The 24779-nt window shown below is 74.4% G+C and carries 19 protein-coding genes and 1 pseudogene; 5 read left to right on the top strand and 15 right to left on the bottom strand.

Annotation, left to right across the window (positions count from 1 at the left end):
- Positions 1-41: 41 nt before the first annotated feature.
- The 7 genes from ACFFHU_RS09915 to pepN form a co-directional block, all read right to left on the bottom strand.
- The gene (locus tag ACFFHU_RS09915) at positions 42-2579 is read right to left on the bottom strand and encodes a ComEC/Rec2 family competence protein (protein WP_377337450.1); all 2538 of its coding nucleotides are present in this window, start codon (positions 2577-2579) and stop codon (positions 42-44) included.
- Entirely contained in the window at positions 2579-3391 is an 813-nt protein-coding gene (locus ACFFHU_RS09910) for a ComEA family DNA-binding protein (protein WP_377337638.1), read from the bottom strand. The genes ACFFHU_RS09915 and ACFFHU_RS09910 overlap by 1 nt, the downstream gene beginning before the upstream one ends.
- Before the next feature lie 695 nt (positions 3392-4086).
- The gene (locus tag ACFFHU_RS09905) at positions 4087-4929 is read right to left on the bottom strand and encodes a DegV family protein (RefSeq protein WP_377337449.1); all 843 of its coding nucleotides are present in this window, start codon (positions 4927-4929) and stop codon (positions 4087-4089) included.
- Between the two features lie 68 nt (positions 4930-4997).
- Entirely contained in the window at positions 4998-5627 is a 630-nt protein-coding gene (locus ACFFHU_RS09900; RefSeq protein ID WP_377337448.1) for a histidine phosphatase family protein, read from the bottom strand.
- Positions 5624-6031, bottom strand: coding sequence for a ribosome silencing factor (rsfS, locus tag ACFFHU_RS09895; protein ID WP_377337447.1), 408 nt, complete (start codon positions 6029-6031; stop codon positions 5624-5626). The genes ACFFHU_RS09900 and rsfS overlap by 4 nt, the downstream gene beginning before the upstream one ends.
- Positions 6032-6129: 98 nt before the next feature.
- Positions 6130-6729, bottom strand: coding sequence for a nicotinate-nucleotide adenylyltransferase (gene nadD, locus ACFFHU_RS09890; protein WP_377337636.1), 600 nt, complete (start codon positions 6727-6729; stop codon positions 6130-6132).
- A gap of 134 nt (positions 6730-6863) precedes the next feature.
- Positions 6864-9425 carry an aminopeptidase N gene (pepN, locus tag ACFFHU_RS09885; RefSeq protein ID WP_377337446.1) on the bottom strand — a complete coding sequence of 854 codons (2562 nt, stop codon included), beginning with the start codon at positions 9423-9425 and terminating at the stop codon, positions 6864-6866.
- 103 nt (positions 9426-9528) lie between these two features.
- Here pepN and ACFFHU_RS09880 point away from each other — a divergent pair, with 103 nt between their 5' ends.
- From ACFFHU_RS09880 to ACFFHU_RS09865, 4 genes are all read left to right on the top strand, one after another.
- A complete protein-coding gene (locus ACFFHU_RS09880; RefSeq protein WP_377337445.1) occupies positions 9529-9747 on the top strand; it encodes a DUF397 domain-containing protein in 219 nt (72 codons plus the stop codon).
- Between the two features lie 207 nt (positions 9748-9954).
- Positions 9955-10968 (top strand): tryptophan--tRNA ligase, encoded by a 1014-nt coding sequence (gene trpS, locus ACFFHU_RS09875; protein ID WP_377337444.1) that lies wholly within the window; start codon positions 9955-9957, stop codon positions 10966-10968.
- Positions 10969-11124: 156 nt separating this feature from the next.
- Positions 11125-11781, top strand: a complete 657-nt coding sequence (locus tag ACFFHU_RS09870) for a PadR family transcriptional regulator (protein WP_377337443.1) — start codon at positions 11125-11127, stop codon at positions 11779-11781.
- Complete coding sequence (locus ACFFHU_RS09865; protein WP_377337442.1) at positions 11778-13424, top strand: DHA2 family efflux MFS transporter permease subunit; 1647 nt, start codon at positions 11778-11780, stop codon at positions 13422-13424. The genes ACFFHU_RS09870 and ACFFHU_RS09865 overlap by 4 nt, the downstream gene beginning before the upstream one ends.
- A gap of 158 nt (positions 13425-13582) precedes the next feature.
- On the opposite strand, the gene ACFFHU_RS09860 is transcribed toward ACFFHU_RS09865, so the two are convergent.
- The 8 genes from ACFFHU_RS09860 to ACFFHU_RS09825 all read right to left on the bottom strand — a co-directional run bounded on the left by ACFFHU_RS09860 (position 13583) and on the right by ACFFHU_RS09825 (position 23519).
- A complete protein-coding gene (locus tag ACFFHU_RS09860) occupies positions 13583-14032 on the bottom strand; it encodes a GNAT family N-acetyltransferase (protein WP_377337634.1) in 450 nt (149 codons plus the stop codon).
- A 51-nt stretch (positions 14033-14083) separates the two neighbouring features.
- Positions 14084-15592, bottom strand: coding sequence for a GTPase ObgE (gene obgE, locus ACFFHU_RS09855; protein ID WP_377337441.1), 1509 nt, complete (start codon positions 15590-15592; stop codon positions 14084-14086).
- A 114-nt stretch (positions 15593-15706) separates the two neighbouring features.
- Entirely contained in the window at positions 15707-15967 is a 261-nt protein-coding gene (gene rpmA / locus ACFFHU_RS09850; RefSeq protein WP_377337440.1) for a 50S ribosomal protein L27, read from the bottom strand.
- 12 nt (positions 15968-15979) lie between these two features.
- Positions 15980-16294 carry a 50S ribosomal protein L21 gene (gene rplU, locus ACFFHU_RS09845; RefSeq protein WP_377337439.1) on the bottom strand — a complete coding sequence of 105 codons (315 nt, stop codon included), beginning with the start codon at positions 16292-16294 and terminating at the stop codon, positions 15980-15982.
- Between the two features lie 181 nt (positions 16295-16475).
- Complete coding sequence (locus ACFFHU_RS09840; RefSeq protein ID WP_377337438.1) at positions 16476-17021, bottom strand: hypothetical protein; 546 nt, start codon at positions 17019-17021, stop codon at positions 16476-16478.
- 138 nt (positions 17022-17159) lie between these two features.
- Positions 17160-20552, bottom strand: coding sequence for an Rne/Rng family ribonuclease (locus ACFFHU_RS09835; RefSeq protein ID WP_377337437.1), 3393 nt, complete (start codon positions 20550-20552; stop codon positions 17160-17162).
- A gap of 137 nt (positions 20553-20689) precedes the next feature.
- Positions 20690-21424 carry a TIGR03936 family radical SAM-associated protein gene (locus ACFFHU_RS09830; protein WP_377337436.1) on the bottom strand — a complete coding sequence of 245 codons (735 nt, stop codon included), beginning with the start codon at positions 21422-21424 and terminating at the stop codon, positions 20690-20692.
- A gap of 115 nt (positions 21425-21539) precedes the next feature.
- Positions 21540-23519, bottom strand: coding sequence for a TIGR03960 family B12-binding radical SAM protein (locus ACFFHU_RS09825; protein ID WP_377337435.1), 1980 nt, complete (start codon positions 23517-23519; stop codon positions 21540-21542).
- A 300-nt stretch (positions 23520-23819) separates the two neighbouring features.
- Between ACFFHU_RS09825 and ACFFHU_RS09820 the strand changes: the two are divergent.
- Positions 23820-24779: pseudogene (locus tag ACFFHU_RS09820) on the top strand (hypothetical protein); the annotation flags it as partial.

Raw genomic sequence — 24779 nt, 5'->3', positions numbered from 1 at the left:
TGCGGCATCCGTCAATGCGGGCATTTACCTCGGAATCCATCCTATTGCCTCCTCTCCCCCGCCGGCCATCCCCGGGCCGTCACCGCGGGCCGGCCACCGCGGACCGAGACGGCCAGATCGCCGTCCGCGTCCGTACGCAGCACCCGAGCGCCGCGCCGGGCCAACCGGTCCAACACCGTGGCGCTCGGATGGCCATAGTCGTTGTCCAGCCCCACCGAGACCAACGCCACCGCCGGGGCGACCCGGTCCAGGAAGGCCGGATCCTGATACGCCGACCCGTGGTGGGCCACCTTCAGCACGTCGGCGCGCAGGTCGTCGGGCGGCCGGGAGCCGAGCAGGAGCTGCTGCTCCTCGGTCTCCGCGTCGCCGGGCAGCAGCAGCCGTAGCCCGCCCGCGCGGATGCGCAGCACCAGCGAGTTGTTGTTTGGATCGGAGCGGGTGCCACGCAGCGGAGGCGCGGGGTCGAGCACCGACAGGTCGGCGCCGCCCACCCGGAGCTCGTCGCTCGGCTCGGCCGCCCGGATCGGCAACCGCGCGGCGGCGGCGGCGTCGACCACCAGCCGGTATCCGCCGGCCGGCTCCCGCCACTGTGGAACGAGCACGGCGCCGACGTGCCGCCCCCGGAGCACCCCGGCGAAGCCGCCCACATGGTCCAGGTGGAAGTGGCTGAGCACCACGAGCGGGATCTCCCGGATGGCCAGCCGGCGCAGGCAGCGGTCGACGGCCACCGGCTCGGGTCCGGCGTCCACCACCACGGCCTGTCCGGGGGCGACCGACAGGACCAGGGCGTCGCCCTGGCCGACCGCGCACGCCACCAGCAGCCAGCCCGCCGGCGGCCACCCACCGGCCAGGATCCGTACCGGCACGGCGCCCACCAGGGCCGCGGCCGCCACCGCGGCCACCAGCCGGCGGACGAGCGGCCGGCGAACCGCCACCAGCAGCCCGACGGTCACCGTCGCCAGCAGCAACGCCCCGACCGTCCCGGCGGGCCACGGCAGCGCGCCGGCGGGCAGCTCGGCGCCGTACCGGGCCACCAGGACGAGCCAGCGCGCCGGCCAGCTCGCCAGCCAGGCGGCGAAGGCGGCAGCGCCGGGCCAGACCGGGGAGACGACCGCGGCGGTGACCCCGAGGACCGTGGCCGGCGCGATCGCCGGCGCCACGAGCAAATTCGCGGGGACCGCCACCAGGCTCACGGTGCCGGAGAGCGCGGCGATCACCGGAGAACAGGCCAGCTGCGCGGCGGCCGGCACGGCGATCGCCTCGGCGAGACCCGCCGGTACGCCTCGACGGCGCAGGCCGGCCCGCCAGCCGGGGGCGATCAGCAACAACCCGCTCGTGGCCAACGTGGACAGCGCGAAGCCCGGATCGGCGGCCAGGTCCGGGTCGCTCAACACCAGCGCCGTGACGGTCGCGGCCAGGGCCGGTACGGCGGCCCGGGACCTCCCGGTGGCCAGGGCCAGCAGCGCCACGCTGCCCATGGCGGCCGCGCGCAGCACGCTGGGTGACGGCCGGACCAGGATCACGAAGCCGGCGAGCGCGACCGCGCAGAGCACGGCCGACAGTCGCGGGCCGGCCCGGCACCACCGGGCCAGCCCGAGGACCAGGCCGAGCACGATCGCCACGTTCGAGCCGGACACGGCGTTGAGGTGGGTCATCCCGGTGGCCCGGAAGTCCCCGGCCACCCGGTCCGGCAACCGGCTCGTGTCGCCCACCACCAGGCCGGGAAGCAGGCCGCCCGGCTCGTCCGGCAGCGGCACGCAGGCCGCCTGCAGCCCGGCCCGCAGCCGGCCGGCCGCACGCTGCGGCCAGGACGGGCGCGCGAGCGGGACGGGCGCGCCGGACACCATCAGCACCGCCCCGGTCAGGTCGCCGCCCCGGGGCGCCGCCAGCCGGCCCTCGGCCCGGACCCGCTGACCCGGTAGCAGCCGCGACCACCCCGGGTCGCTGGCCAGCACGATCAGCCGGACCGGCGCCGCCACCCGATCCTGGGCCGGCCCTCCGTTCCGTTCGGTGCCACCGGGATGCCCGGGGGCGGACACCGCCAGCCAGGACAGCCGGGCCCGGATCAGGTAGCTGCCGGGGCGGCCGGCCGGACCGGGCAGGGCTCGGGGGTCGTCCCGGACCGTGAACTCGGCGGTGACCCGGGAGCTGGCCCGGACCGGCTGGACGAGCGCGGGCGCGTCCCGGACGGCGAGCCGGGCGGCGGTCCCGGCCGATCCGCAGACCACACCGAGCAGCACCGCCAGCGCCGTCCAGCGCTGCTCCCGGACGATCCCACCCAGCCGTCCCATCGCCCGGCAGATCCGCCCCGGCCGCCTCGGTCCGGGCTTCCCGAGGGCCGGCCGGGTCCGTGGCCGCCGGCGGCGCGGGCCGGCCAGCGGCGCCGACACGAATCCCAGGAGCCCGATCGCCGGCAACGCCGCGCCGACCGCGACGGCCGCAGCCACCGGAGCGGTGGTACGCAGGGTGAGCAGCGCCGAGATCCAGGTCGCCACCGCGAGCCCGGCGAGTCGGAGATCTGGCGGCCGGTCCCGGGGCTCGGCGTCGTGCCCGGCTTCGGCCGCGACCAGTCGAGCCATCACACCGTCACCAGGTCCTTCAGGTCCTCGTAACGCGACTGCCCGATGCCTTCCACCTGCCGCAGATCGCTGACCGAGCGGTACGGCCCCTGCTGGCGGCGGTCGAGGATGCGCTGTGCCAGCACCGGACCGACCCCCGGCAGGGCGTCCAGCTCGGCGAGCGTGGCCGTGTTCAGGTTGACCTTGCCGCCGGCCACCGGTCCGCCCGGACCGGCCGCGCCCGGCTGACCGCCCCCGGGCGCCCCACCGGGCACCGCGGGTTCGCCCGCGGCCGGCGGCGTCACCCCGACCGCCACCAGCTCGCCGTCGACCAGTCGCCGGGCCGGGTTGAGCAGCGCCACGTCGACGCCCGGCAGCGCCCCGCCGGCGGCGTCGATGGCGTCGGCCAGGCGCGCTCCGGCCGGCAGCCGCACGAGACCCGGCCGGCGAACCTTTCCGGCGACCGCCACCACCACCTCGGCCCCGGGGGAGGCGCCGGTGGGACCCGGGTCGGTCTCCGACGGCGATGGATCCCTACCCGAGGCCGCGCTGGGAACGCCGGCCACCGGCACGGGATCGACGTCGGGCCGGGCCCGCCAGGCCCAGAAGGCGGCGCCGCCGACCACGACGGCCACCACGGCCGCGAGGGCACGCACGCCCGGACGACCGGGATCGAACGCCGACCGGCCCAGCCCGCCGAGCCGGGCGACCACCGGCGGCGCGTCCGGCGCCTCGCCGGGCGGAATGAGGCCGGGAGCGGCCGGCTCGAAGGGCGCATCGGGCACTCGGACGGCCCGGTCCGGAGGGCGGGGCTCGTCCTTCCCGACAGCCACCCCGGCCTCGTCGGGCGGCCACCGCACGGCGCCGCGCACCGGCGCGAACCAAGGCTCATCCGCCGACGAGCCGCCCACCGACGAAGCGTCCGCAGACGAACCGGCCACCGACGAACCGGCCACCGACGAACCGGCCGCCGGCCAGCCGGCCACGAGCGAACCGGCCGCCGGCGAGCCGCCGACGGACGAACCAGCCTGACGCGAAGCGGCCACCGGCGAACCGGCCGCGAGCGAACCTGCCACGGCCGAATCGGCCGCGGACGGTCGCGGGTCCGGCCGGATCTGCGGGATGAACGGCGGAAGGCCGGGATCGGACCGACCGGCGGGCGGGTCGCCGGCGCGGGCGGGACCGGGCTCCGGATCGAACACGATCCGGAACCGCCGCCGCACCACCGCTTCTTCGTCGGACACGCATCGGACGGTAGGTCGGCTGGCGGGACGCCGGAGGCCAACGGCGCCCGGTTGTGGACAGCCGAGCCCGCTGTGGACAACGCCCTGATCATGACCGATCGTGCTAGGGACCACCGGACCGCGGGACCGCCGGACCAGGGACCACCGGACCGCGGGACCGCGGGACCGCCGGACCACCGGACCACCGGACCGCCGGGAACGGAACCCCGATGTCGGGAACATGCGTGGATCTTCGGAGGGGCCGACGGCGCGGCACGGGCCGATCGCGACCCGGCGATCGGCGATCAGCCGCGCCGGTGCACCACGATGCAGGCCAGCCCCGGCCCCGCGTGCGCGGCCACCACGGCGCCGGCCTCGGTGACGTAGCGGTCGTCGAGCCGGTCACCGAGCCGCTCGGTCAGGGCGGCGAGCAGGTCCGCCGCGCGCTCGGGCGCGGCCACGTGGTGCACGGCCACGTCCACCCGGCCCTCGCCGGCGGCCTGGACGGCCAGGTCGACGAGTTTGGCGAGGCCCCGGCCGGTGGTCCGCACCCGGTCACGCAGCGCGAGGGCGCCGTCCGAGACGTGCAGGATCGGCTTGACCGCCAGGGCGGTGCCGAGCAGCGCCGAGGCCGCGTTGATCCGGCCGCCGCGCCGGAGGAACTCCAGGGTGTCCACGTAGAACAGGGTGGTGGTCCGATCGACGGCGGTGAGCGCGGCGCGGCGTACCGTGTCGAGGTCTCCCCCGCGGTCGGCGGCCGCGCCGGCCGCGAGCGCCGGGAAGCCGAGGCCCATGCCGGCGGACCGGGAGTCCACGACCTCGACCCGGCCGTCGAACTCCGTGGCGGCCAGCCTGGCCGCCTCGACCGTGCCGGAGAGCTTCGCCGACAGGTGCACCGAGACGATGGCATCGGCGCCCTCGTCGAGCAACCGCCGGTACGTCCGCACCAGCTCCTCGGGCGCGAGGCGCGAGGTGGTGACCGCCACCCGCCGCTCGCTCAGCGCCCGTGCGACGTCGGCGGGCGACACCTCGGTGCCCTCCCGGCCCTCGGCGCCGTTCATCACGACGGTCAGCGGCACCACCGTGAGCCGGTGGGACAGGTCCGCCGGGAGGTACGCGGTGGAATCGGTGACAACCGCGACGCGCATTCGCCAGACGGTATCGGATCGTGGCCGACCTCGCCCATCGCCGCCCACGCCGGGCCGCCACGCCGGGGTCAGATCGCGGGCGGCACCGGCCGCTGGTCGAGCGGGCCCACGTTGTGGGCGCGCAGCTGCCAGCCGCGGGCCGGGTCGTGCCGCAGCTCGGTCCAGTGGCAGTTCTGCAGGGCGCCGACCGAGTGGAGGACCTCCGGGCCCCAACCGAGGATGTGGCCGCAACCCTGCCGGGCGGCGCCGCCGTGGGTGGCGAACACGACCGTGGCGCCGGGCATCCGGTCCACCGCGTCCTGCAGGGCCGCGCCCACCCGCTTGCCGAGGTCGTCGAGGGGTTCGATCTCGCAGCCGGGATCCTGGGCGCCGGCCCGCCAGGCCCGGTATTCGGCGGGGTGCCGCTCGGCCACCTCGGGGATGGTCAGCCCCTGCCACCGGCCGAAGTAGCGTTCCCGCAGGCGGGGGTCGGGGCGTACGGCGAGGCCGGTCAGCGCCGCGAGCGCGTCGGCGGTGTCCCGCGCCCGGCGCAGGTCGCTGGCGACGATGGCGTCCGGCCGCAACGCCGCGAGCAGCGGCGCCGCCGCCCGGGCCTGCTCCTGACCCAGGTCGTTGAGCGGTACGTCGGTCTGGCCCTGTACGCGGTCGCCCGCGTTCCAGTCGGTGTTGCCGTGCCGCCAGAGGATCAGTCGGGTCATTCGCCCTGGCCCGCCGGGCCGGTCTCGGCGTCCACGAGATCCCGGTCGACGAACGGAACGGTGGGGCAGTCCTTCCAGAGCCGGTCCAGCGCGTAGAACTCGCGCTCCTCGGTGTGCTGGATGTGGATCACCACGTCCACGTAGTCGAGCAGCACCCAGCGGCCCGCCCGCTCGCCCTCGCGGCGCACCGGCTTGGCCTTCTCCGGGAGGTTGACCAGCGCCTCCTCGATGGCGTCGACGATGGCCGCCACCTGCCGCTCGTTGGGGGCCGAGGCGATCATGAAGGCGTCGGTGATGGCCAGCCGGTCACCCACATCGATGATGACGATGTCCTGCGCCTTCTTGTCGGCGGCGGCCTGCGCTGCCGCCATGGCCAGCTCGTGGGCACGCTCGGGAACTGCCACCATTCTCCTTCGATCTGACGTACGAGAGGCTTCAAGCCTCTCACACGACGGCGGTGGATGCCGTCGGAGTTTCATCCGGTTGTCACCCCGGTGGGTGCTTATGGCCGCTGATACAGCCGCCGCTTGGCGATGTACTGCACCACACCGTCCGGCACCAGATACCAGATCGGCTTGCCGGCGGCCACCCGGCGCCGGCAGTCCGTCGACGAGATGGCCATGGCCGGCACCTGGACGAGGCTCACCGCGTCCTCCGGCAGGTGTGCGGCGGAGAGCTCGAAGCCCGGCCGGGTGACCCCGATGAAGTGCGCGAGCTCGAACATCTGCTCCGCGTCCTTCCAGGAGAGGATCTTCTCCAGCGCGTCCGCCCCGGTGATGAAGAACAACTGCGCCTTGCGCCCGAACTCGGACCGGATGTCCCGCAGGGTGTCGACCGTGTACGTCGGGCCGCTGCGGTCGACGTCCACCCGGCTGACGTGGAAGCCCGGGTTGGACGCCGTGGCGATGACGGTCATGAGGTATCGGTCCTCGGCCGAGGTGACCACCTCGTCGGCCTTCTGCCAGGGCTGGCCGGTGGGCACGAAGACCACCTCGTCCAGGCCGAACCGGTCGGCCACCTCGCTGGCGGCCACCAGGTGGCCGTTGTGGATCGGATCGAACGTTCCGCCCATGACCCCGACCCGCCGGATATCCTCCTCCACCCGATGATCGTAGGCCGCCGCCGCGTCCGTCCGGTCCCGCCCCTCGTCGATCATGGGGTCGTGGTGGGCGGTTGACGGCGGTTCAACCGGATTGCCAGGCACCACGACTCCATGATCAACGGGCGGCGACGAGGTCAGCGGGCCGCCAGGGCGCGGCGGAGGTCGTCGTCGGCGTCCACCACGGCGCGGCGGACGCCGGGGGTCAGGTCCGTCCGGGCCAGCAGGGCCGCGGCCAGCTCCCGGGTCCGCGGCGCCACGGCGTAGCGGGGGAACGCCCCCCACGCGATCTCCTCGGCCACCCAGGGGGTACGGATCGACGTCATCGCCGGCAGCTGCGAGAAGTACCGCTCGACGTACGGCTCGGTCAGCTCGACCTGCTCGGGCTGCCAGAATCCCGACGCCGTGGCCTCCAGGATCCGGTTGGACGCCGCGGTGTCCTCGGCCAGCAGCCGCCAGGCCCGCTCCTTGGCGGCCGGATCGGGCAGCGCGGCCCGGCAGTACGCGGCCCGCTGCTCGCCGCTCGCGGTGCGGTCCCGCTCGACCTCGGCGGCGATCCGCGGCTCGTCGGCGGCGCCCAGCACCACCAGCCGCTGCAGCAGGTCCCATCGGAGGTCGGCGTCCAACGTGAGACCCGCCGGCAGCGCGTCCCCGGCGAGCCAGCCGGTCAGCAGCTCGGCGTCGGCGGTGGCCCAGATCAGGCCGTGCGCCGAGGCCAGCTGGGTCGACCCGCCGGGGCCGGCCGCGGCCAGCGCCCGGGCCCAGGCGGCGGCCACCTCGTCCAGCGCCCGGCGCCGCACGGGCGCCGGCAGGTAGCGGTCGAACAGCGGGCGGTTGAGCTGGAGCACGCCCTCGACCAGCACCACCTCGGTCTCCAGGGGCAGCGCCGCGGCGATCAGCGGCACCAGGTCGGTGACCGGCCGCTCGGCGTCGCGGACCGAGTCCGTCGCCGCGGACCAGAGCAGCGCGCGGGCCAGCGGGTCCGGGAGCGCGGGCAGCACCTCCGGCACGGCCGCCGCCGAGTCGTCGTCGAGGCGCACCTTCGCGAAGGTCAGATCGCCGTCGTTGGGCAGCAGCAGCCGGGCCGCCGGCGCCCCCGCCAGCTCCGGCACGACGGTACGACCGCCCGCGGCGGCCGGGTCGAGGTCCACCTCCAGCCGCCGGCGCAGCCGCACGGCACCGCCGGTCGCGTCGCCCGCCCCGCCGGCCGCGCCCGTCCCGCCGGTCGCGTCCGTCCCGTCGGCCGGGTCGTAGAGGCCGAGGCCGATCCGGTGCGGGCGAAGCACCGGATGCTCGGCCGGCGCGGTCTGCACGACGGCCACCTCGGCGTACGACCCGTCGCCGGCCAGCACGGTCTCCACCCGCAGGGTGTTCACCTGCGACCGGCGCAGCCACACCTCGGCCCAGTCGGTCAGGTCCCGCCCGCTCGATTTGGCGAGCGCGCCGAGCAGGTCGGCCAGGGTGGCGTTGCCGAACCGGTGCGCCGCGAAGTGCTCGCGCAGTCCGGCCAGGAACGCCTCGTCACCCAGCCAGGCCACCAGCTGGCGCAGCACCGAGGCGCCCTTGGCGTACGAGATGCCGTCGAAGTTGACCAGCGCCTGGGCCGCGTCGGCCACCTCGGCCGGGGCCACCGGGTGCGTGGACGGCCGCTGGTCGGCGGAGTATCCCCAGTTCTTGCGCTGCATGGCGAACTTGGCCCAGGCCTGGCCGAACCGGGTCGCGTCGGCGGTGACCCGGCTGCCGAGATACTCGGCGAACGACTCGTTCAACCACAGGTCGTCCCACCAGCGCATGGTGACGAGGTCGCCGAACCACATGTGCGCCATCTCGTGCGCGATCGTCGTGGCCCGCAGCTCGCGGTCGCTGTCCGTGACGGCCGACCGGAAGACGTACTCGTCGCGCAGCACCACCAGGCCGGGATTCTCCATGGCGCCGGCGTTGAAGCCGGGCGCGAACACCTGGTCGTACTTGCCGAACGGGTAGCGCACCCCGAACAGCCGGTGGAACTCGTCGAAGCACTGCTTCGTGATCGTGAAGATCTCCTCGGCGTCCGCGTCCAGGTGCTCGGCCAGGGAACGCCGGCAGTAGAGCCCGAGCGGGATGCCGTCGTGGGAGTCGCGCCGCTCGTGGTACGGGCCGGCGACCAGCGAGACGAAGTAGGTGGCCAGCGGTTCGGTGGTGGCGAACTCCCAGCGACCGGGGCCGGGCCGGGCCGCCACCGCCCCGTTCGCGGCCACCAGCCAGTCCTCCGGCGCGGTCACCCGGAGCGTGACCGGCGCCTTGAGGTCCGGCTGGTCGAAGGCCGCGAAGATCCGCTGCGCGTCGTCCAGGAAGGACGTGGCGTGCAGGTAGACCGCCCCGTCCGCCGGGTCCGTCGTCCGGTGCAGCCCCTCCCCCGTGTTCGTGTACGCCATGGTGGCCGTCACGGTGAGCGTGTTCCGCTCGGCCAGCCCGGTGAGCGCGTACCGGTTGTCGTCCAGCGCGGCCGGGTCCAGGTCGGCGCCGTTGAGGCGTACGCCGCGCAGTCGCGACGGCTTGACCTCGACGAACGTCTCGGTACCGGCGGTGGCCCGGAACTTGATCGTGGTGGTCGAGGCGAAGGTGTCGCCCGGACCGGTCAGGTCCAGATCGATCTGGTACGCATCGACCACGAGCAACTCGGCGCGCTGCGCCGCGTCGGCGCGGGTGAGGGTGGGCATCGGCCTATCCTGCACGATGGGCACGCCGGCCGCCGCCACGGGAGCCGGCGCTGCCGTCCGGGCCGGCGACCCGATCGCCGGCGATCGCGCGATGGAGGCCCCCATGCCGCAGCACCCCAAGGGCGACTTCGACCTGTCCCGCGCCGTCTGGCAGCGAGCCGACGGCGACCCGTCGGAGGAGGCCGTCGAGGTGGCCTTCGTCGATGACCTCATCGGCATGCGCAACTCGTCCGACCCCGAGGGGCCGGTCCTGGTGTTCACCCAGGCCGAGTGGGACGCGTTCGTGGCCGGCGCCCGGGACGGCGAGTTCGACCTGGAATGACGGGGCGCGCCGGTGGTCGATCCGCTGCTACCGTGGTGGGGTGCGGATGAGGACCACCGGCCTGTGGCGGGCGCCCTGACGGGCGGCCCGCGCATCCACACACCCGCGAACCTGAGAGAAACGGCCGCCCGAGCACCGGGCGGCCGTTTCTTGCATGCCTCGCCTCCGGTGCTTCGGCGGCCCTCGTACCCGATCGAGGAGCCCACCATGACCGCCACCGCGACCACCGTCCCCACCCGTCCCCGGCTGCGCCGGATCACCGGCCTCACGCCGAGCGGCCACCTGCACCTCGGCAACCTGATCGGCGCCATGCTGCCGATCGCGGCCGGCCAGCACACCTCCGACACCGTGGTGTTCCTGGCCGACCTGCACGCGCTGACCCTGGAACACGACCCGGCGCAGGTCCGGGCCAACACCCTGGAGCAGGCCACCCTGCTGCTGGCCGCGGGCGTCGACCCGGAGGCCGCGCTGTTCTACCCGCAGTCCCAGGTGCCGGCGCACACCGAGCTGCACTACCTGCTGGAGTGCGTCACCGGCGCGGGCGAGGCGCAGCGCATGATCCAGTACAAGGAGAAGTCCGCCCGGCAGCAGCACGTCCGGCTCAGCCTGCTGACGTACCCGGTGCTGATGGCCGCCGACATCCTGCTGCACCAGATCCGCGAGGTGCCGGTGGGCGACGACCAGCGCCAGCACGTCGAGCTGGCCCGGGACGTGGCCATCCGGTTCAATCACCGGTACGGCGAGACGTTCACCGTGCCGGTGGCGGTGCATCCGTCGGCCGGGGCCCGGCTGATGGACCTGACCGATCCGACGTCGAAGATGAGCAAGTCGGCCGGGTCGGGCGCGGGAACGCTGTTCCTGCTCGACCCGCCGGACGTGCTGCGCCGCAAGGTGATGCGGGCCGTCACCGACTCCGGCGACGCGGTGGCCTACGACCCGGCGAACCGGCCGGGGCTGGCCAACCTGCTGGAGATCCTCTCGGCCTGCACGGGCCGGTCACCCGCCGTCCTGGCCGGGGAGTTCACCTCGTACGGGCGGCTCAAGGCGGCCGTGGCGGACGCGGTGCTGGCCCTGGTCGAGCCGGTCCAGTCCCGGTACGCCGAGCTGAGCCGGGAACCGGCGTACGTCCGCGAGCTGCTGCGGACCGGCGCCGGCCGCGCCCGGGAGGCGACCGCCGCCACCGTCCGCGCGGCACGGACGGCCATCGGCCTCCTCGACTGACGGGCCTCGGATTCGGCGGCGACCGACGGGCCTCGGATTGGGCGGCGACCGACGGACCCGGGATTCGGCGGCGACCGACGGGCCCGGGATTCGGCGGCGCCGGCGTGGCGCTTGGCGCGAGCGGCGCTCGGGTTTATAGTCCGCGTGGAGTATTTGATGCGAAGTAATCCACACCGACCACTGACGCCGCTCGCGCTCGCCGTGCTCGAGCTGCTGCACGAGCGCGCCATGCACCCGTACGAGATGCATCAGACCATCCGGGACCGGCAGACGGACCGGGTGATCAAGGTCCGCGCCGGCTCGCTCTACCACACGGTGGAGCGGCTGCACCGGGACGAGCTGATCGAACCGGTGCGGACCGGCCGGGCCGGCCGCCGGCCCGAGCGCACCGAGTACGCCCTCACCGACGCCGGTCGGGAGGAGTTCCACGCCACCGTGCGGGCCCTGGTCCGGCACCCCGAACCGGAGTATCCGCTGTTCGGCGTCGCGGTTCAGATGCTGCACACCCTCGGCCCGGATGAGGTGGTAGGACTGCTGGACAAGCGGGCAATGATCCTCGAGCCCGGCATCGCGGCCCGGCAGCAGGTGCTCGACGCGCTGCGCGCGCAGGACACGCCCCGGGTGTATCTGATCGAGGTCGAGTACGCGCTGACCCTCGCCCGAGCGGAGCTGGCCTGGATCCGGCAGCTCATCGACGACGTTCGCACCGGCGCCCTCGCGTGGGCGCCCAAGCACCACGGTCCCCGGACGGGGCCCGACCAGGACGGCGCCTGGTGCGCGCCGGACAACGACGACAAGGAGACCCCCACATGACCGCCCCGGCCGAGCGGGCGGACCGGAAGCAGCACAGCCCCTGGCTGGTGCTGTCCGTGCTCTGCCTCGGCTTCTTCATGATCCTCCTGGACACCACGATCGTGAACATCGCGATCCCGGACATGAGCACCCACCTGTCCGCCTCGCTGGACCAGATCCTCTGGGTGATCAACGCGTACGTGCTGGTCTACGCCGTGCTGCTCATCACGGCGGGCCGCCTCGGCGACCTGTACGGCCCGAAGCGGCTGTTCATCCTCGGCCTGGTCATCTTCACCCTCGCCTCGGCCGCCTGTGGGTTCGCCCGCAACCCGGAGCAGCTGATCGTGGCCCGGGTGATCCAGGGCGCCGGCGGCGCGCTGCTCACCCCGCAGTCGCTGTCGGTGATCACCATGATCTTCCCGGCCGAAAAGCGGGGCGCCGCGTTCGGGCTGTGGGGCGCCGTCGCGGGCGTGGCCACGGTGGCCGGCCCGACGCTCGGCGGCTACCTGGTCACCGACTGGGGCTGGGAGTACATCTTCTTCGTCAACCTGCCGATCGGCATCGTGGCCGTGGTGCTCGCGGCGATCGTGATGCCGGACATCAAGCTCAACCGGCGGCACCGGCTCGACTGGCTCGGTACGGCACTCGCCAGCGTGGGGCTGTTCCTGGTCACCTTCGGGCTGATCGAGGGCGAGCCGCACGACTGGGGCCGGGTCCTGGGTCCGATCACCATCGTCGAGGTCATCGCGGCCGGCGTCGTGGTCCTGGTGGCGTTCATGTTCCAGCAGTACGCCAACCGGAACCGGGAGCCGCTGGTCCCGTTCGCGATCTTCAGCGACCGGAACTACTCGCTGATGAACTTCGTCAGCGGGGCCATCGCGTTCGGCATGCTGGGCCTGTTCCTGCCGCTGGTGATCTACCTACAGTCGGTGCTCGGGCTCACCGCGCTGCAGGCCGGGCTCACCACCGCGCCCATGTCGCTGATCTCGATGTTCGTGGCGCCGCTCGCCGGCCGGTTCAGCGACCGTACGGGCGGCAAGTGGATCCTGTTCCTCGGGCTCAGCCTCTGGTCGGTCGGGATGGGCATGGTGGTCTGGCTGGCGCACTTCGACTCCGGCCGCTGGCACATCCTGCCCGGCATCATCGTGGCGGGCTTCGGCCTCGGCATGACCTTCGCGCCGCTGCAGACCATCGCCATGCGCAACGTGGCGCCGCAGATGGCCGGCGCCGCGTCCGGGTTCATCAACACGTCCCGGCAGCTCGGCGGCGTGATCGGTTCGGCAGCGGTGGGCGCCCTGCTCCAGGTGCAGCTCGCCGACCAGCTGCGCAGCACCGCCCGGACGAACGCCGGGAGCCTGCCGCCACAGTTCCGCGACGCGTTCGTGAACGGCTTCAGCCACGCCAGCGGCGGCAGCCTCCAGGTGGGCGCCGGGCAGTCCGGCGTACCCCTGCCGCCCGGCCTCCCGGAGCAGGCCCGGCAGGTGATCGGCCAGGTGGCCACCCGGACGTTCCACCAGGCGTTCACCGGGGCCATGCGGCACAGCCTGGTGCTGCCGCTGGCCGTTCTCGCGGCGGCGGCGCTGTGCTGCCTGTTCATCTCGACCCGCGCCAGCCGCGGGACCGCGGCGCCCGCCGAGCCGGAGCCGGTCGACGCGCACGCCTGAGCCGACCGGGTTCCCTGCCATCGCCCGCGCCGGCAGGGAACCCGGCGCGACGCCCGGGGACACCATTTGTCGACGTATACGTCAGCCACCTCACGGGGACCCGATGAGGTGGCTGACGTATACGTGGCGTCCGGGTCGGCGGGCGGTGGCAGCGCCGGTCAGGCCGCGACCGGGAGCCGCTTGGCGAAGCAGACGCTGTACGGGTTGGTCACGTACTCGCCGTAGGCCGGGATGGGCAGGTATCCGGCCGAGGTGTAGAGGCGGATCGCCGCCGGCAGGTAGCTCCCGGTCTCCAGCCGCAGCTCGGTGTGGCCGTACCAGAGCGCCAGCTCCTCGAGCGCCGTGAGCAACTGCCGGGCCAGCCCCCGGCCCCGGAACGCCGGGCGCACGTACATCCGCTTGATCTCGGCGGTCCGGGCGTCCAGCGCCTGCACCGCCCCGCACGCCACGGCCAGGCCGTTGCGGACGCCGACCAGAAACCGGACGTCCGGCCGCGTCTCGGTGACCTGGCCGTCGAGCCCGCCGTCGACCACCCGCAGCTCGCGCTGCTGGGCCGCCACCAGGGCGCCCAGCTCCGGATCCGTGGCGGGGCGCGACTCGATCAGCACCGTCGTACCGTACTCATCGGTCATTTCCGGCAGGTAACGCCGTAGTGGCCGTCAGCCGACCGGATCGGCACCCTCGGTCGCGTCGGCGTCGGCGTCGGCGTCGGCGTCGGCATCGGCATCGGCGCTGGCAGTCGGTTCGGTGCCGGCGCCCCCGGCCTCGTCCTCCGGCCGGCGCCGCCGGGCCTTGCGGGCCGCCAGCCGCTCGGCGGCGTTGGCCCGGGTCGACTTGTCCGCCAGCCGCTCGTCGATGCCGCGCACGGTGGGCACGAACTCTTCCAGCACCGTGGGCCGCCAGTCGAACTCCCGCTCGCCGATCCGGACCAGATCGCCGGGCTCGGCGCCGGCCTTGGCCAGCGCCTCCTCCACACCGAGCCGGGCCAGCCGGTCGGCGAGGTAACCGACGGCCTCCTCGTTGTCGAAGTTGGTCTGCCGGACCCACCGCTCCGGCCGGACACCGCGGACGAGGTAACCGTCGCCGATCGGCTCGACCGTGAAGCCGGCGTCGTCCACCGCCATGGGCCGGATGACGATGCGGGTGGGCTCGGGCGCCGGGGCCGCCGCCCGGGCCTGCTCGACCAGCTCGGCCATCGCGTACGTCAGCTCGCGCAGCCCCTCCCGGGTGGCCGCCGAGACCTCGAACACCGGATAGCCACGGGCGGCCAGATCCGGCCGGACGATCTCGGCGAGGTCCCGCCCGTCCGGCACGTCGACCTTGTTGAGCACCACCAGGCGGGGCCGGTCGGCCAGGCCGCCGTACGCGTTGAGTTCCGCCTCGATGGCGTCGATGTCGGCCAGCGGGTCGCGGCCGGGCTCCAGGGTGGCGGTGTCCACCACGTGGACGAGCACCGAGCATCGCTCGATGTGTCGCAGGAACTCCAGGCCCAGCCCCTTGCCGGTGGCCGCGCCCGGGATCAGCCCCGGCACGTCGGCGATGGTGAAGGTGTGGTCGTCGACCCGGACGACGCCCAGGTTCGGCACCAGCGTGGTGAACGGATAGTCGGCGATCTTCGGCTTGGCGGCCGAGAGCACCGAGATGAGCGAGGACTTGCCGGCGGACGGGAAGCCGACCAGGCCCACGTCGGCCACGCTCTTGAGCTCGAGCACCACGTCCAGCCGGTCCCCCGGCTCGCCGAGCTCGGCGAAGCCCGGCGCCTTGCGCTTGGCGTTGGCCAGCGCCGCGTTGCCCCGACCGCCCCGGCCGCCCCGGGCCGCTTCGAACGTGGTGCCCGCGCCCACCAGGTCGGCCAGCACCTCGCCGTCGAGCGTGCTCACCACCGTCCCGTCGGGCACCGTGAGCACCAGGTCCGTGCCGTTGGCGCCGTCCCGGTTGGAGCCGGCGCCGCCCTTGCCGCTCGGCGCCTTCACGTGCGGCCGGAAGTGGAAGTCGAGCAGGGTGTGCACCTGCGGGTCGACCACCAGGGAGACGCCGCCGCCGTGCCCCCCGTTGCCACCGTCCGGGCCGCCGAAGGGCTTGAACTTCTCCCGGTGGATCGAGACACAGCCGTGCCCGCCGTCGCCGGCCTGCAGATGCAGGACGACCCGGTCAACGAACGTCGTCACGACTTCAATCCTCTCCGCGGGGGCCTGCCCCCGGATCCTCTCAGCGGGGACGCGCCCCGAACAGCGAAACGGGCCGGGGACACCGAGGTCCGCGGCCCGCTTCGGCTGGGTCTGCTACTGCTGCGCCGCCGGCACGATGCTGACGACCTTGCGACCGCGCCGGGTGCCGAACTGCACGGCCCCCGCGGCGAGCGCGAAGAGCGTGTCGTCGCCGCCCCGGCCGACGAGGTCACCCGGGTGGAACTTGGTGCCGCGCTGCCGGACGATGATCTCGCCGGCGCCGACGACCTGGCCACCGAACCGCTTCACGCCGAGCCGCTGCGCCGCGGAGTCACGGCCGTTGCGCGAGCTGGACGCACCCTTTTTGTGAGCCATCTGAGAACGACCTTACTTTCCGCTGGAGATGCCGGTCACCTTGATCTGGGTCAGCGGCTGACGGTGACCCTGACGCTTGTGGTAGCCGGTCTTGTTCTTGAACTTGTGAATCCGGATCTTGGGGCCCTTGGTGTGCGCGGCGATCTCGCCGGACACCGAGGCGTCGGCCAGCTTGGCCGCGTCGGTCACCAGGTCTTCACCGTCGACGAGGAGGACCGGGGTCAGCGTGATCGCGTCGCCGGGCTGGCCGACGAGCTTCTCGACCTCGATCACGTCGCCCTCGGCGACCTTGTACTGCTTGCCGCCGGTCTTGACGATCGCGTACATCGGACGCGGACTCCCTGTCGTTGAGGCTGCTGACGGATAGTTGCTCGCGGCGACTCGCCGCGGGATGCGGCTGCGGGCACGCGAGAACTCGGCGCGCAAAAGTGCGCCGCAGGCAAGCGTACGCCATCCGGGGCCGGCGGCCCAAACCGGGTGCTCCGGTCGAGCCGCGCGGTCGGCGCGGTCAGTTCCCGCAGAGCCCGTCGACCCGTTGCTGGAGCTCGTTGAGCTTTGTCTGGTCGAGGGTCTGCACGTCCGGCTTGATCCGCGACACCTCGATGCCGACGGCCGCCAGCGCGGCCTTGAGCTGCGCGTCGGTGGCCCGGTCGGACTGCTGCTTGAGCGCCGCGGACCAGCGGTTCAGCGCCGCCTGGGCGTTCTGCCGGGCCGTCTCGGCGGTCTTCGCGTCGCCCGCGCTGCTGGCCTGCAACTGCTTGGAAAGCTCGTTGACGAATGTCACGGCCGCCTCCGAGCCGGCCGTGACGGCCGCGTCGCAGACCTGACCGGCGTTGCCGCCCGCGGTCGCGGTCACGGTCACCTGGGGGGTGCCCGGCGCCGGCGTACCGGCTCCACCGGCCGGCCCGGTCGGACCGGCGGACGCGGCGCCGGTGCTGGCCGGTCCGGCCGTGCCGCCCGGGGCGGCGGTCGGCTGGGAACCGCCCGAACAACCGGCGACGGCGGTGGCGAACAGCGCCACCGCGACGGCGGCGACGGCGGGTAGGCGTCGCATCGAACGCTCCGAGGGGTGAGGGATCGTGGGGGCGGGTCCACGCCCCCGGCCGACCCCAACTCTAGGGTCTGTCCACCCGGGCCGCCGGGTCCGGCGCCCGGCCGGACCGCCCGGCGTGCGGGCGGTCCGGTGGGATCATCAGGGCCTTGTCCGCCGCCGGGCGCCGCCGCGCCGGGCCCGCCGGCGTCCGCCGGCACCGGCCTCCTCCGGCTCGCTGGTGTCCGAGTCGTCCAGCGCGTCCGGGTCGTCGGCGCCGGTCAGCCGCATCGGCTCGGCCTCCCGGGCATCCTCGACGGCCGGCGCCTCCGGCATGTCGTTCTCGTACCGGGAGAGGTCGTAGCCCATGGTGTCGACCTCGTCGACCACCTCGACCTCGGTCACCGAGGTCGACGGCTCGGCCGCCGCGCCGCGCCGGCCCCGGCGGCGGCCGCCGCCCGAACCGGCCTCGCCGCCCGATCCGGGCGACCCGGACGATCCGGGCGACCCGGACGAGGCCATGGCCTTGACCTTGTCGCCGGCGCCGCCGCGACCCTTCTCCGGGACCGGCTCGGTGTGGATGATCACACCGCGGCCCTTGCAGCAGTCACAGGTCTCGCTGAACGCCTCCAGCAGCCCGGCGCCGATCCGCTTGCGGGTCATCTGCACCAGGCCCAGCGAGGTGATCTCGGTGACCTGGTGCTTGGTGCGGTCCCGGCCCAGGCACTCGGTCAGCCGGCGCAGCACCAGCTCCCGGTTCGACTCCAGCACCATGTCGATGAAGTCGATCACGATGATGCCGCCGAGGTCCCGCAGCCGCAGCTGCCGGACGATCTCCTCGGCCGCCTCCAGGTTGTTGCGGGTGACGGTCTCCTCGAGGTTGCCGCCCGCGCCGGTGTACTTACCGGTGTTGACGTCCACCACGGTCATCGCCTCGGTGCGGTCGATCACCAGGTGGCCGCCGGAAGGCAGGAAGACCTTGCGGTCCAGCCCCTTGAGGATCTGCTCGTCGATGCGGTGCTCGGCGAACACGTCCGCCGTGCCGGTGTGCCGGCGCAGCCGGGCCACCAGGTCCGGGGACACCTGGCCGAGATAGGACTCCACCATCCCGTACGCGGCGTCGCCCTCCACGACCAGATCCCGGAAGTCCTCGTTGAACAGGTCCCGGACCACCCGGATCACCAGGTCGGGCTCCTCGGACAGCGGCGTCGGGGCGCCTCCGGCCGCGGCCTTGGCCTGGATGTCCTCCCACTGGGACTGCAACCGCTTGATGTCCCGGGCCAGCTCGTCCTCGCTGGCGCCCTCGGCGGCGGTCCGCACGATGACCCCGGCGCCGTCCGGCACCAGCTTCTTGAGGATGTCCCGCAGCCGCTTCCGCTCGGTGTCCGGCAGCTTGCGGCTGATCCCCGAGGCGTTGCCGTGCGGCACGTACACGAGGTGGCGCCCGGAGAGCGCGATGTGGCTGGTCAGCCGCGCGCCCTTGTGCCCGATCGGGTCCTTGGTGACCTGCACCAGCACCGAGTCGCCGGACTTGAGCGCCTGCTCGATCGAGCGGGCCCGGCCCTCCAGGCCGGTGGTGTCCCAGTTCACCTCGCCGGCGTACAGCACGGCGTTGCGGCCCCGGCCGATGTCGACGAACGCCGCCTCCATGCTGGGCAGCACGTTCTGGACCTTGCCGAGGTAGACGTTGCCGGCCATGGTCCCGGACGAGTTGCGGCTGACGTAGTGCTCCACCAGCACCCCGTCCTCGAGGACCGCGATCTGGGTGCGGTCACCGCGCTGGCGTACCACCATCACCCGATCCACCGCCTCGCGGCGGGCCAGGAATTCGGACTCGCTCAGGATCGGCGGCCGGGTCCGGCGCTGCTCCCGCCCGTCCCGGCGGCGCTGCCGCTTGGCCTCGAGCCGGGTGGAGCCCGAGACGCCCTGAACTTCGTCGACGGCCTTACGCGGTTCGCGGATCCGCACGACCGTCGGCACGCCGTCGTCGACGCCGCCCTCGGCATCCCCGGCGCCCTTGCGCCGCCGCCGGCGCCGGCGCCGGGTCAGCGGCTCGCCGCCCTCGCCATCCTCGTCGGTTTCGGCGTCGGCCTCGGCGTCGGTGTCGGCCTCGGCCGGCTCCTCGACGTCGTCCGCGGCCTCGTCGGCCGGTCCCTTGCCCCGACCACGACCGCGCCGGCCCCGCCGGCGCCGCCGGCGGGCACCGGCCTCGTCGTCCTCGTCGTCGTCCTCGTCCTCGACCTGCTCCTCGGCGAGCGGCTCGGCCACCACGGGCTCCTCGGCCGCCGGCTCCGGCGCCTCGGCCCGGCCGCGCCGCCGCCGGCGACGTCCGGACTCGGCGCCCTCGGCCGGCTCGCCCTCGGCCGGTTCGGTCCCGGCAGGCTGCTCGGCCGGGGCGGCCGGCGTGGCCGCGGGCGCCTCCGCGGGGGTCGTGGCGGCCGACGGCGCCACCGCGTCCGGCTCGGGGGGCATGAAGAGGACGGCCGGCGCAGACGGCGCGGAACGGCGCCGCCGGCCGGCACGGCCGGTGGTCGGCTCGGCCTCCGGTTCGGTGGCCGGTTCCGCCGCCTGCGTACCGAGGTCGGCCGCGCCGGCGGCCGTCGCGGGGCCGGCGCCGGCCGGCAGGACCGACGATGCGGCCGGGAGCTCGGCGTCGTCGGCGGCGGAAGAGTCGGGCCGCTGCTCGGCAGCGCCGAACGCGAGCTCCGGCTGCGTCCCCGCGGTGCCGCCGGACCGGTGCTCGCCGCCCGCCCCCGACGCCGGCAGCTCACCGGTGGAACCGCCGGGCGCTCCGGTCAGGGATCGATCGGCGGACCCGGTCCGCTCCTCAGCGTCGGTCGTGGCCGCCTGGGCCTCGGCGGCGGCCGGCGTCGCCTTGCGGCGGCGGCTCCGGGTCGCCTTGACGGGCGGCGCGGCCGCGACCTCGGCGCCGCCGGCTGAGCCGGCGGGCTGGTCCGACGCCGCGCCGGACTGGTCGGACACCATGCCGGATTGGTCCGGCGCCACGTCGGGCTGGTCCGCGCCAGCGGGCTGGCGCGCCGGCGCGGCGGGCTCGTCCGGCAGGCGGGCGGGCTGGTCCGGGGCCGATCCGGCGTCGGACCCGGCGGCCGGTTCGCCGCCGGGAGCGGCCTTGCGGGCCGTCGTGGCCTTACGGCGCCGGCGGGCGGTGGCCGGCGCGGGGGTGGACTCGCCGGCCGTCGGGGTGACCACCTCGGCCTCGGGCGCCTCGCCGCTGATCGTGCCGGCCTCGCTCGGCGCCTCGACCGGGAGCTCCACCTGGGCCTGCCCGGTCGCCTTGGTGGCCGGGCGGCGACGCGTGGTCCGGGCCCGGCGGGCCGGCGCGGGCCCATCGGTGGAGCCGGCCGGCACATCACCGGCGGAACCGGTCACGGCCTCACCGGCGGAACCGGTCAGCGCGGCCTCACCGGCGGAACCGGTCGGCGCGGCCTCACCGGCGGAACCGGTCGGCGCGGCGGAGCTGCCGACGTTGGTATCGGTGGTGCCGGTCGGCTGCTCGCCGGACCGTTCACCGCCCGCTGGTTCGTTGTCGGGCATAGGAACGTCTCCAGTTCTGGCGTCCCCGGGCGCGGGTGAGCGCTGCCACGCAGGGTCGCCGCAAGGTTGTATCGGTGGCGCCGTCGAGGTGCACGGGACCGCCGAAGTCTGGCTTCCTGGGCACTGACCGCGGCGGGTCAGTGTTCAGCGATGGTTGCCCTGTCGCGGTCCGCGTCCAACGGATCCACGAGGTCGGCCTGCGCGGTCAGCGTGCCCTGCGCCAGCCGGGTCGCGCGAGGCGGCGCCGGCGGCTCCAGGTCGGCCACCACGCGGAGGCCGGACAGGACGTCATCGGGTCGTACGGTAGGAGTGACCTGCCGTACCACCAGCCCAAGTATCGCACACGGCACGCCCGTGACCTCGGAAGGAGTCTCGTTCTCCTCGATCACATCGATGCTTATCACCGCACCGCGCGTGTCGAAGGTCCGGCGTCCCTGCTTGGTCAGCCGTTCGACAGGTACCTCCGCCGCCGACCGGAACTTTTCCACCGCGGCGCGCAGCGCGGCGGGCGGCACACCGGGGAGCTCCACCCGCCATCGCGAGGCCTCGATGCGCTCGGCCAGGCTCCCCCCGGTCGCCTCGACGGCGTCCAGCACGTCCAGCCCCGGGGACAGGGCCGCGTCGAGCGCCGCCCGCAGCTCCGCCGGGTCGACCTGGGCCCGCAGCCCGATCTCCAGGTATTCCGCCTCGCTGGCCACTCCGGTCGGCGCGGCGCTGGCGTACGAGATCTTGGGGTGCGGGGTGAAGCCCTGGGAGAACGCGATGGGCACGCCGGCGCGCCGCAACGCCCGTTCGAAGGCGCGGGCAAAGTCGCGGTGCGAGGTGAACCGCAGCGGCCCGCGCTTGGCGTACCGGATCCGGATGCGCTGCACGACGGGCGCCTGGCCGCCCTCGGGCTGGTTTTTCCTGCTGATCGTGGTGCTCCTCGTCAGTGATGACCGCGCCGGCCGCGGCCGGCGCACCCGCCGGGCGGCCCGGGCCGGCAGGTCAGGACGGTACGCGCAGGCCGTTACCGCTCACCGGGGTGAGCGGGAGCAGCTTCCGCCCGGTCGGGCCGATCTGGATCTCGGTGTCCATCGACGGACAGACGCCGCAGTCGAAGCACGGGGTCCACCGGCAGTCGTCCTGCTCGTACTCGGACATCGAGTCCTGCCAGTCCTGCCAGAGCCAGTCCTTGTCCAGCCCCGAGTCCAGGTGGTCCCACGGCAGGACCTCCAGCTCGTCCCGCTCCCGGGTGGTGAACCAGTCCAGGTCCACCCCGTACGCGGGCAGCACCTCGGCCGCGGCGTCCACCCAGCGCCGGTAGGAGAAGTGCTCGCTCCACCCGTCGAACCGGCCGCCGTTCTCCCAGACCCGCCGGATCACCGCGCCGACCCGCCGGTCGCCGCGGGAGAGCAGGCCCTCGATCAGTGACGGCTCGCCGTCGTGGTAGCGGTAGCCGATGGCCCGGCCCAGCGACCGGTCGCTGTTGATCTCCTGCTTGAGCAGCTTGAGCCGGTGGTCGATGACCTCGGGACGCGCCATGGCCGCCCACTGGAACGGCGTGTGCGGCTTCGGCACGAACCCGCCGATCGACACCGTGCACCGGATGTCCCTGGACCCGGTCGCCGCACGACCCGCCCGGATCACCTCGTGGGCCATCTGGGCGATCTCGAGGACGTCCTCGTCGGTCTCGGTGGGCAGCCCGCACATGAAGTAGAGCTTCACCTGCCGCCAGCCGTTCGTGTACGCGGTGACGACCGTGCGGATCAGGTCCTCCTTGGAGACCATCTTGTTGATCACCTTGCGGATCCGCTCCGAGCCGCCCTCCGGGGCGAAGGTCAGCCCGGTCCGGCGGCCGTTGCGGGACAGCTCCTGCGCCAGGTCGATATTGAAGGCGTCCACCCGGGTCGACGGCAGCGACAGCGAGACGTTGGTGCCGGCGTACTGCTCGGCCAGGCCGGAGCACATGTCGCCGATCTCGCTGTGGTCGGCCGAGGAGAGCGACAGGAGGCCGACCTCGGAGAAGCCGGAGAACTCCAGGCCCTCGGCCACCATCTGCCCGACCGTGGTGATGGACCGCTCCCGCACCGGCCGGGTGATCATGCCGGCCTGGCAGAACCGGCAACCCCGGGTGCAGCCCCGGAAGATCTCCACGGCGTACCGCTCGTGCACCGTCTCGGCCAGCGGCACCAGCGGCTTCTTCGGGTACGGCCAGGCGTCCAGGTCCATGGTGGTGCGCTTGTGGACCCGGAACGGGACGTCCGGCCGGTTGGGCACGACGCGCTGGATCCGGCCGTCGGGCAGGTAGTCCACGTCATAGAAGCGCGGCACGTACACGCTCTCGGTGCGCGCGAGCCGCAGCAGCAGCTCGTCCCGGCCGCCGGGCGAACCCTCGGCCTTCCAGGCCCGGACGATCTCGGTGATCTCCAGTACGGCCTCCTCGCCGTCGCCGAGCACGGCGGCGTCGAGGAAGTCTGCGATCGGTTCCGGGTTGAACGCCGCGTGCCCGCCGGCCACCACCACCGGGTGCTCGTCGCCGCGGTCGGCGGCCAGCAGCGGGATGCCGGCCAGGTCGATGGCGGTGAGCAGGTTCGTGTAGCCCAGCTCCGTGGAGAACGAGACGCCGAACACGTCGAAGTCGCGCACCGGGCGGTGCGCGTCGACCGTGAACTGCGGCACGCCGTGGGCGCGCATCAGCGCCTCCAGATCCGGCCAGACCGCGTACGTCCGCTCGGCCAGCACGTCGGGCTGCTCGTTCAGCACCTCGTACAGGATCTGCACGCCCTGGTTGGGCAGGCCGACCTCGTACGCGTCCGGATACATCAGCGCCCAGCGCACGGCCGCGGAGGCCCAGTCCTTGACCACGGCGCCCAGCTCGCCGCCCACGTACTGGATCGGCTTGCTGACCCGCGGAAGCAGCGGCTCAAGCTGGGGCCAGACGGAGTTGGCCGCGGAGGGTGCCGCGGCGGCGGGTGCGACGCTCATGATGGCCAAGGGTACGCGCCACCCTGCCCCCCGAATCCGCCCCACTCCCGCCCCACCCCGTCCCTGCTCCCCGCCCCCCTCCCCGTCATCGCCACCCACTCCCCCGTCGATCTTGCAGATATGGCCCCTGATATGTGTTTTAGGCCCCGCTTTGTCGGGGCCACAAGTGCAAGATCGACGGGCGGACGGGCCGGTGGCCCCGGCGCGGGGCGTGGCCGGTGGCCGGCCGGTACTAACCTCGGAAGCCGCCGAGAGGAGATTGCCGCGATGCCGGAGCCGCAGCGGGGCGGGAGCGAGCCTATGCCCGCGCCCGGACCGGAGGGCCCGGCGCGCCCGCCGGACGCCGCGCCGGGCCGGTCCGCCTCCGACCCGGCCGCACCGACGGCCCCCGAGCCCGGGCCCCATGACGCGCCGCCGGAGCGGGGCGCCGCCGATCCGGTTACGCCGGCCGCCCGCGGGCCCGGACCCGACGCCCCGCCGGAGTCGAACGCCGCTGACCAGCCGGCGCCGAGGGATACCGCAGCCGAGCCGGACGCCGCAGCCCGAACCGCAGCGAGCGGCTCCACGTCGGAGCGGCCCAACGAGGCCAACCCGGCGGCCCGGTCCGCGGCGGCGCCCGACCGGTCCGACGGCGCCGTACCGACCGCAGCCCGGCCCGAGGCGGCGCCCGACCGGTCCGCGGCGGCGCCAGGTCCGTCCGACGGCGCCGGACCGACCGGTGCCGGGGCGAACCGCTCCGAGCCGGGCGACACCGAACCAACGGGCACAGAACGGCGAGGAGCCGAAGCCGCCGGCGCGACCGGCAGCGGCGAACCAGCCGGCGCGGCCGGTGCGGGTGGCGCCGGCACCGAGGTGGTCCGGCCGCGCTGGACGGGCTCGGCCGCGGTCCCGCTGCCATCGCGGCGGCGGCGGCGCTGGCTGGAGAGCGCCGAGTTCCCGCAGCAGCCGCCGGAGCGTCCCAACCCGACGCTGGAGCTGCCGCCCGAGGAACGCGCCGAGTTGGAGAACCGGGAACCGGTGGACCCGTGGGCGGACGCCGACCCGTACACGGGGCTGCCGGAACCGTGGGACGCCGACTTCGCGCCGCCGCTGCCGGCCACCCGCCCGTACTCCGCGCCGCCGGCGCCGCACCAGCCGCCCCCGCACGCGCCCTGGCCCGCGACGCAGGCCGGCCCGCCCCCGCACGCGCCCTGGCCCGCGACGCAGGCCGGCCCGCCCCCGCACGCGCCCTGGCCCGCGACGCAGGCCGGCCCGCCCCCG

This window comes from Plantactinospora siamensis (assembly GCF_042434095.1).
In the GTDB taxonomy this organism is placed as follows: Bacteria; Actinomycetota; Actinomycetes; order Mycobacteriales; family Micromonosporaceae; genus KBS50.
The sequence above is the reverse complement of the archived record's forward strand: the minus strand, read 5'-3'. Positions and strand labels throughout refer to the sequence as shown.

What these genes read in the sequence shown, in the direction of transcription:
- ACFFHU_RS09915 (WP_377337450.1), bottom strand. Translation starts at nt 2,579, where the DNA reads ATGGCTCGACTGGTCGCGGCCGAAGCCGGGCACGACGCCGAGCCCCGG.
- ACFFHU_RS09905 (WP_377337449.1), bottom strand. Translation starts at nt 4,929, where the DNA reads ATGCGCGTCGCGGTTGTCACCGATTCCACCGCGTACCTCCCGGCGGAC.
- ACFFHU_RS09900 (WP_377337448.1), bottom strand. Translation starts at nt 5,627, where the DNA reads ATGACCCGACTGATCCTCTGGCGGCACGGCAACACCGACTGGAACGCG.
- pepN (WP_377337446.1), bottom strand. Translation starts at nt 9,425, where the DNA reads ATGCCCACCCTCACCCGCGCCGACGCGGCGCAGCGCGCCGAGTTGCTC.
- ACFFHU_RS09880 (WP_377337445.1), top strand. Translation starts at nt 9,529, where the DNA reads ATGCCGCAGCACCCCAAGGGCGACTTCGACCTGTCCCGCGCCGTCTGG.
- trpS (WP_377337444.1), top strand. Translation starts at nt 9,955, where the DNA reads ATGACCGCCACCGCGACCACCGTCCCCACCCGTCCCCGGCTGCGCCGG.
- ACFFHU_RS09870 (WP_377337443.1), top strand. Translation starts at nt 11,125, where the DNA reads ATGCGAAGTAATCCACACCGACCACTGACGCCGCTCGCGCTCGCCGTG.
- ACFFHU_RS09865 (WP_377337442.1), top strand. Translation starts at nt 11,778, where the DNA reads ATGACCGCCCCGGCCGAGCGGGCGGACCGGAAGCAGCACAGCCCCTGG.
- rpmA (WP_377337440.1), bottom strand. Translation starts at nt 15,967, where the DNA reads ATGGCTCACAAAAAGGGTGCGTCCAGCTCGCGCAACGGCCGTGACTCC.
- rplU (WP_377337439.1), bottom strand. Translation starts at nt 16,294, where the DNA reads ATGTACGCGATCGTCAAGACCGGCGGCAAGCAGTACAAGGTCGCCGAG.
- ACFFHU_RS09840 (WP_377337438.1), bottom strand. Translation starts at nt 17,021, where the DNA reads ATGCGACGCCTACCCGCCGTCGCCGCCGTCGCGGTGGCGCTGTTCGCC.
- ACFFHU_RS09835 (WP_377337437.1), bottom strand. Translation starts at nt 20,552, where the DNA reads ATGCCCGACAACGAACCAGCGGGCGGTGAACGGTCCGGCGAGCAGCCG.
- ACFFHU_RS09825 (WP_377337435.1), bottom strand. Translation starts at nt 23,519, where the DNA reads ATGAGCGTCGCACCCGCCGCCGCGGCACCCTCCGCGGCCAACTCCGTC.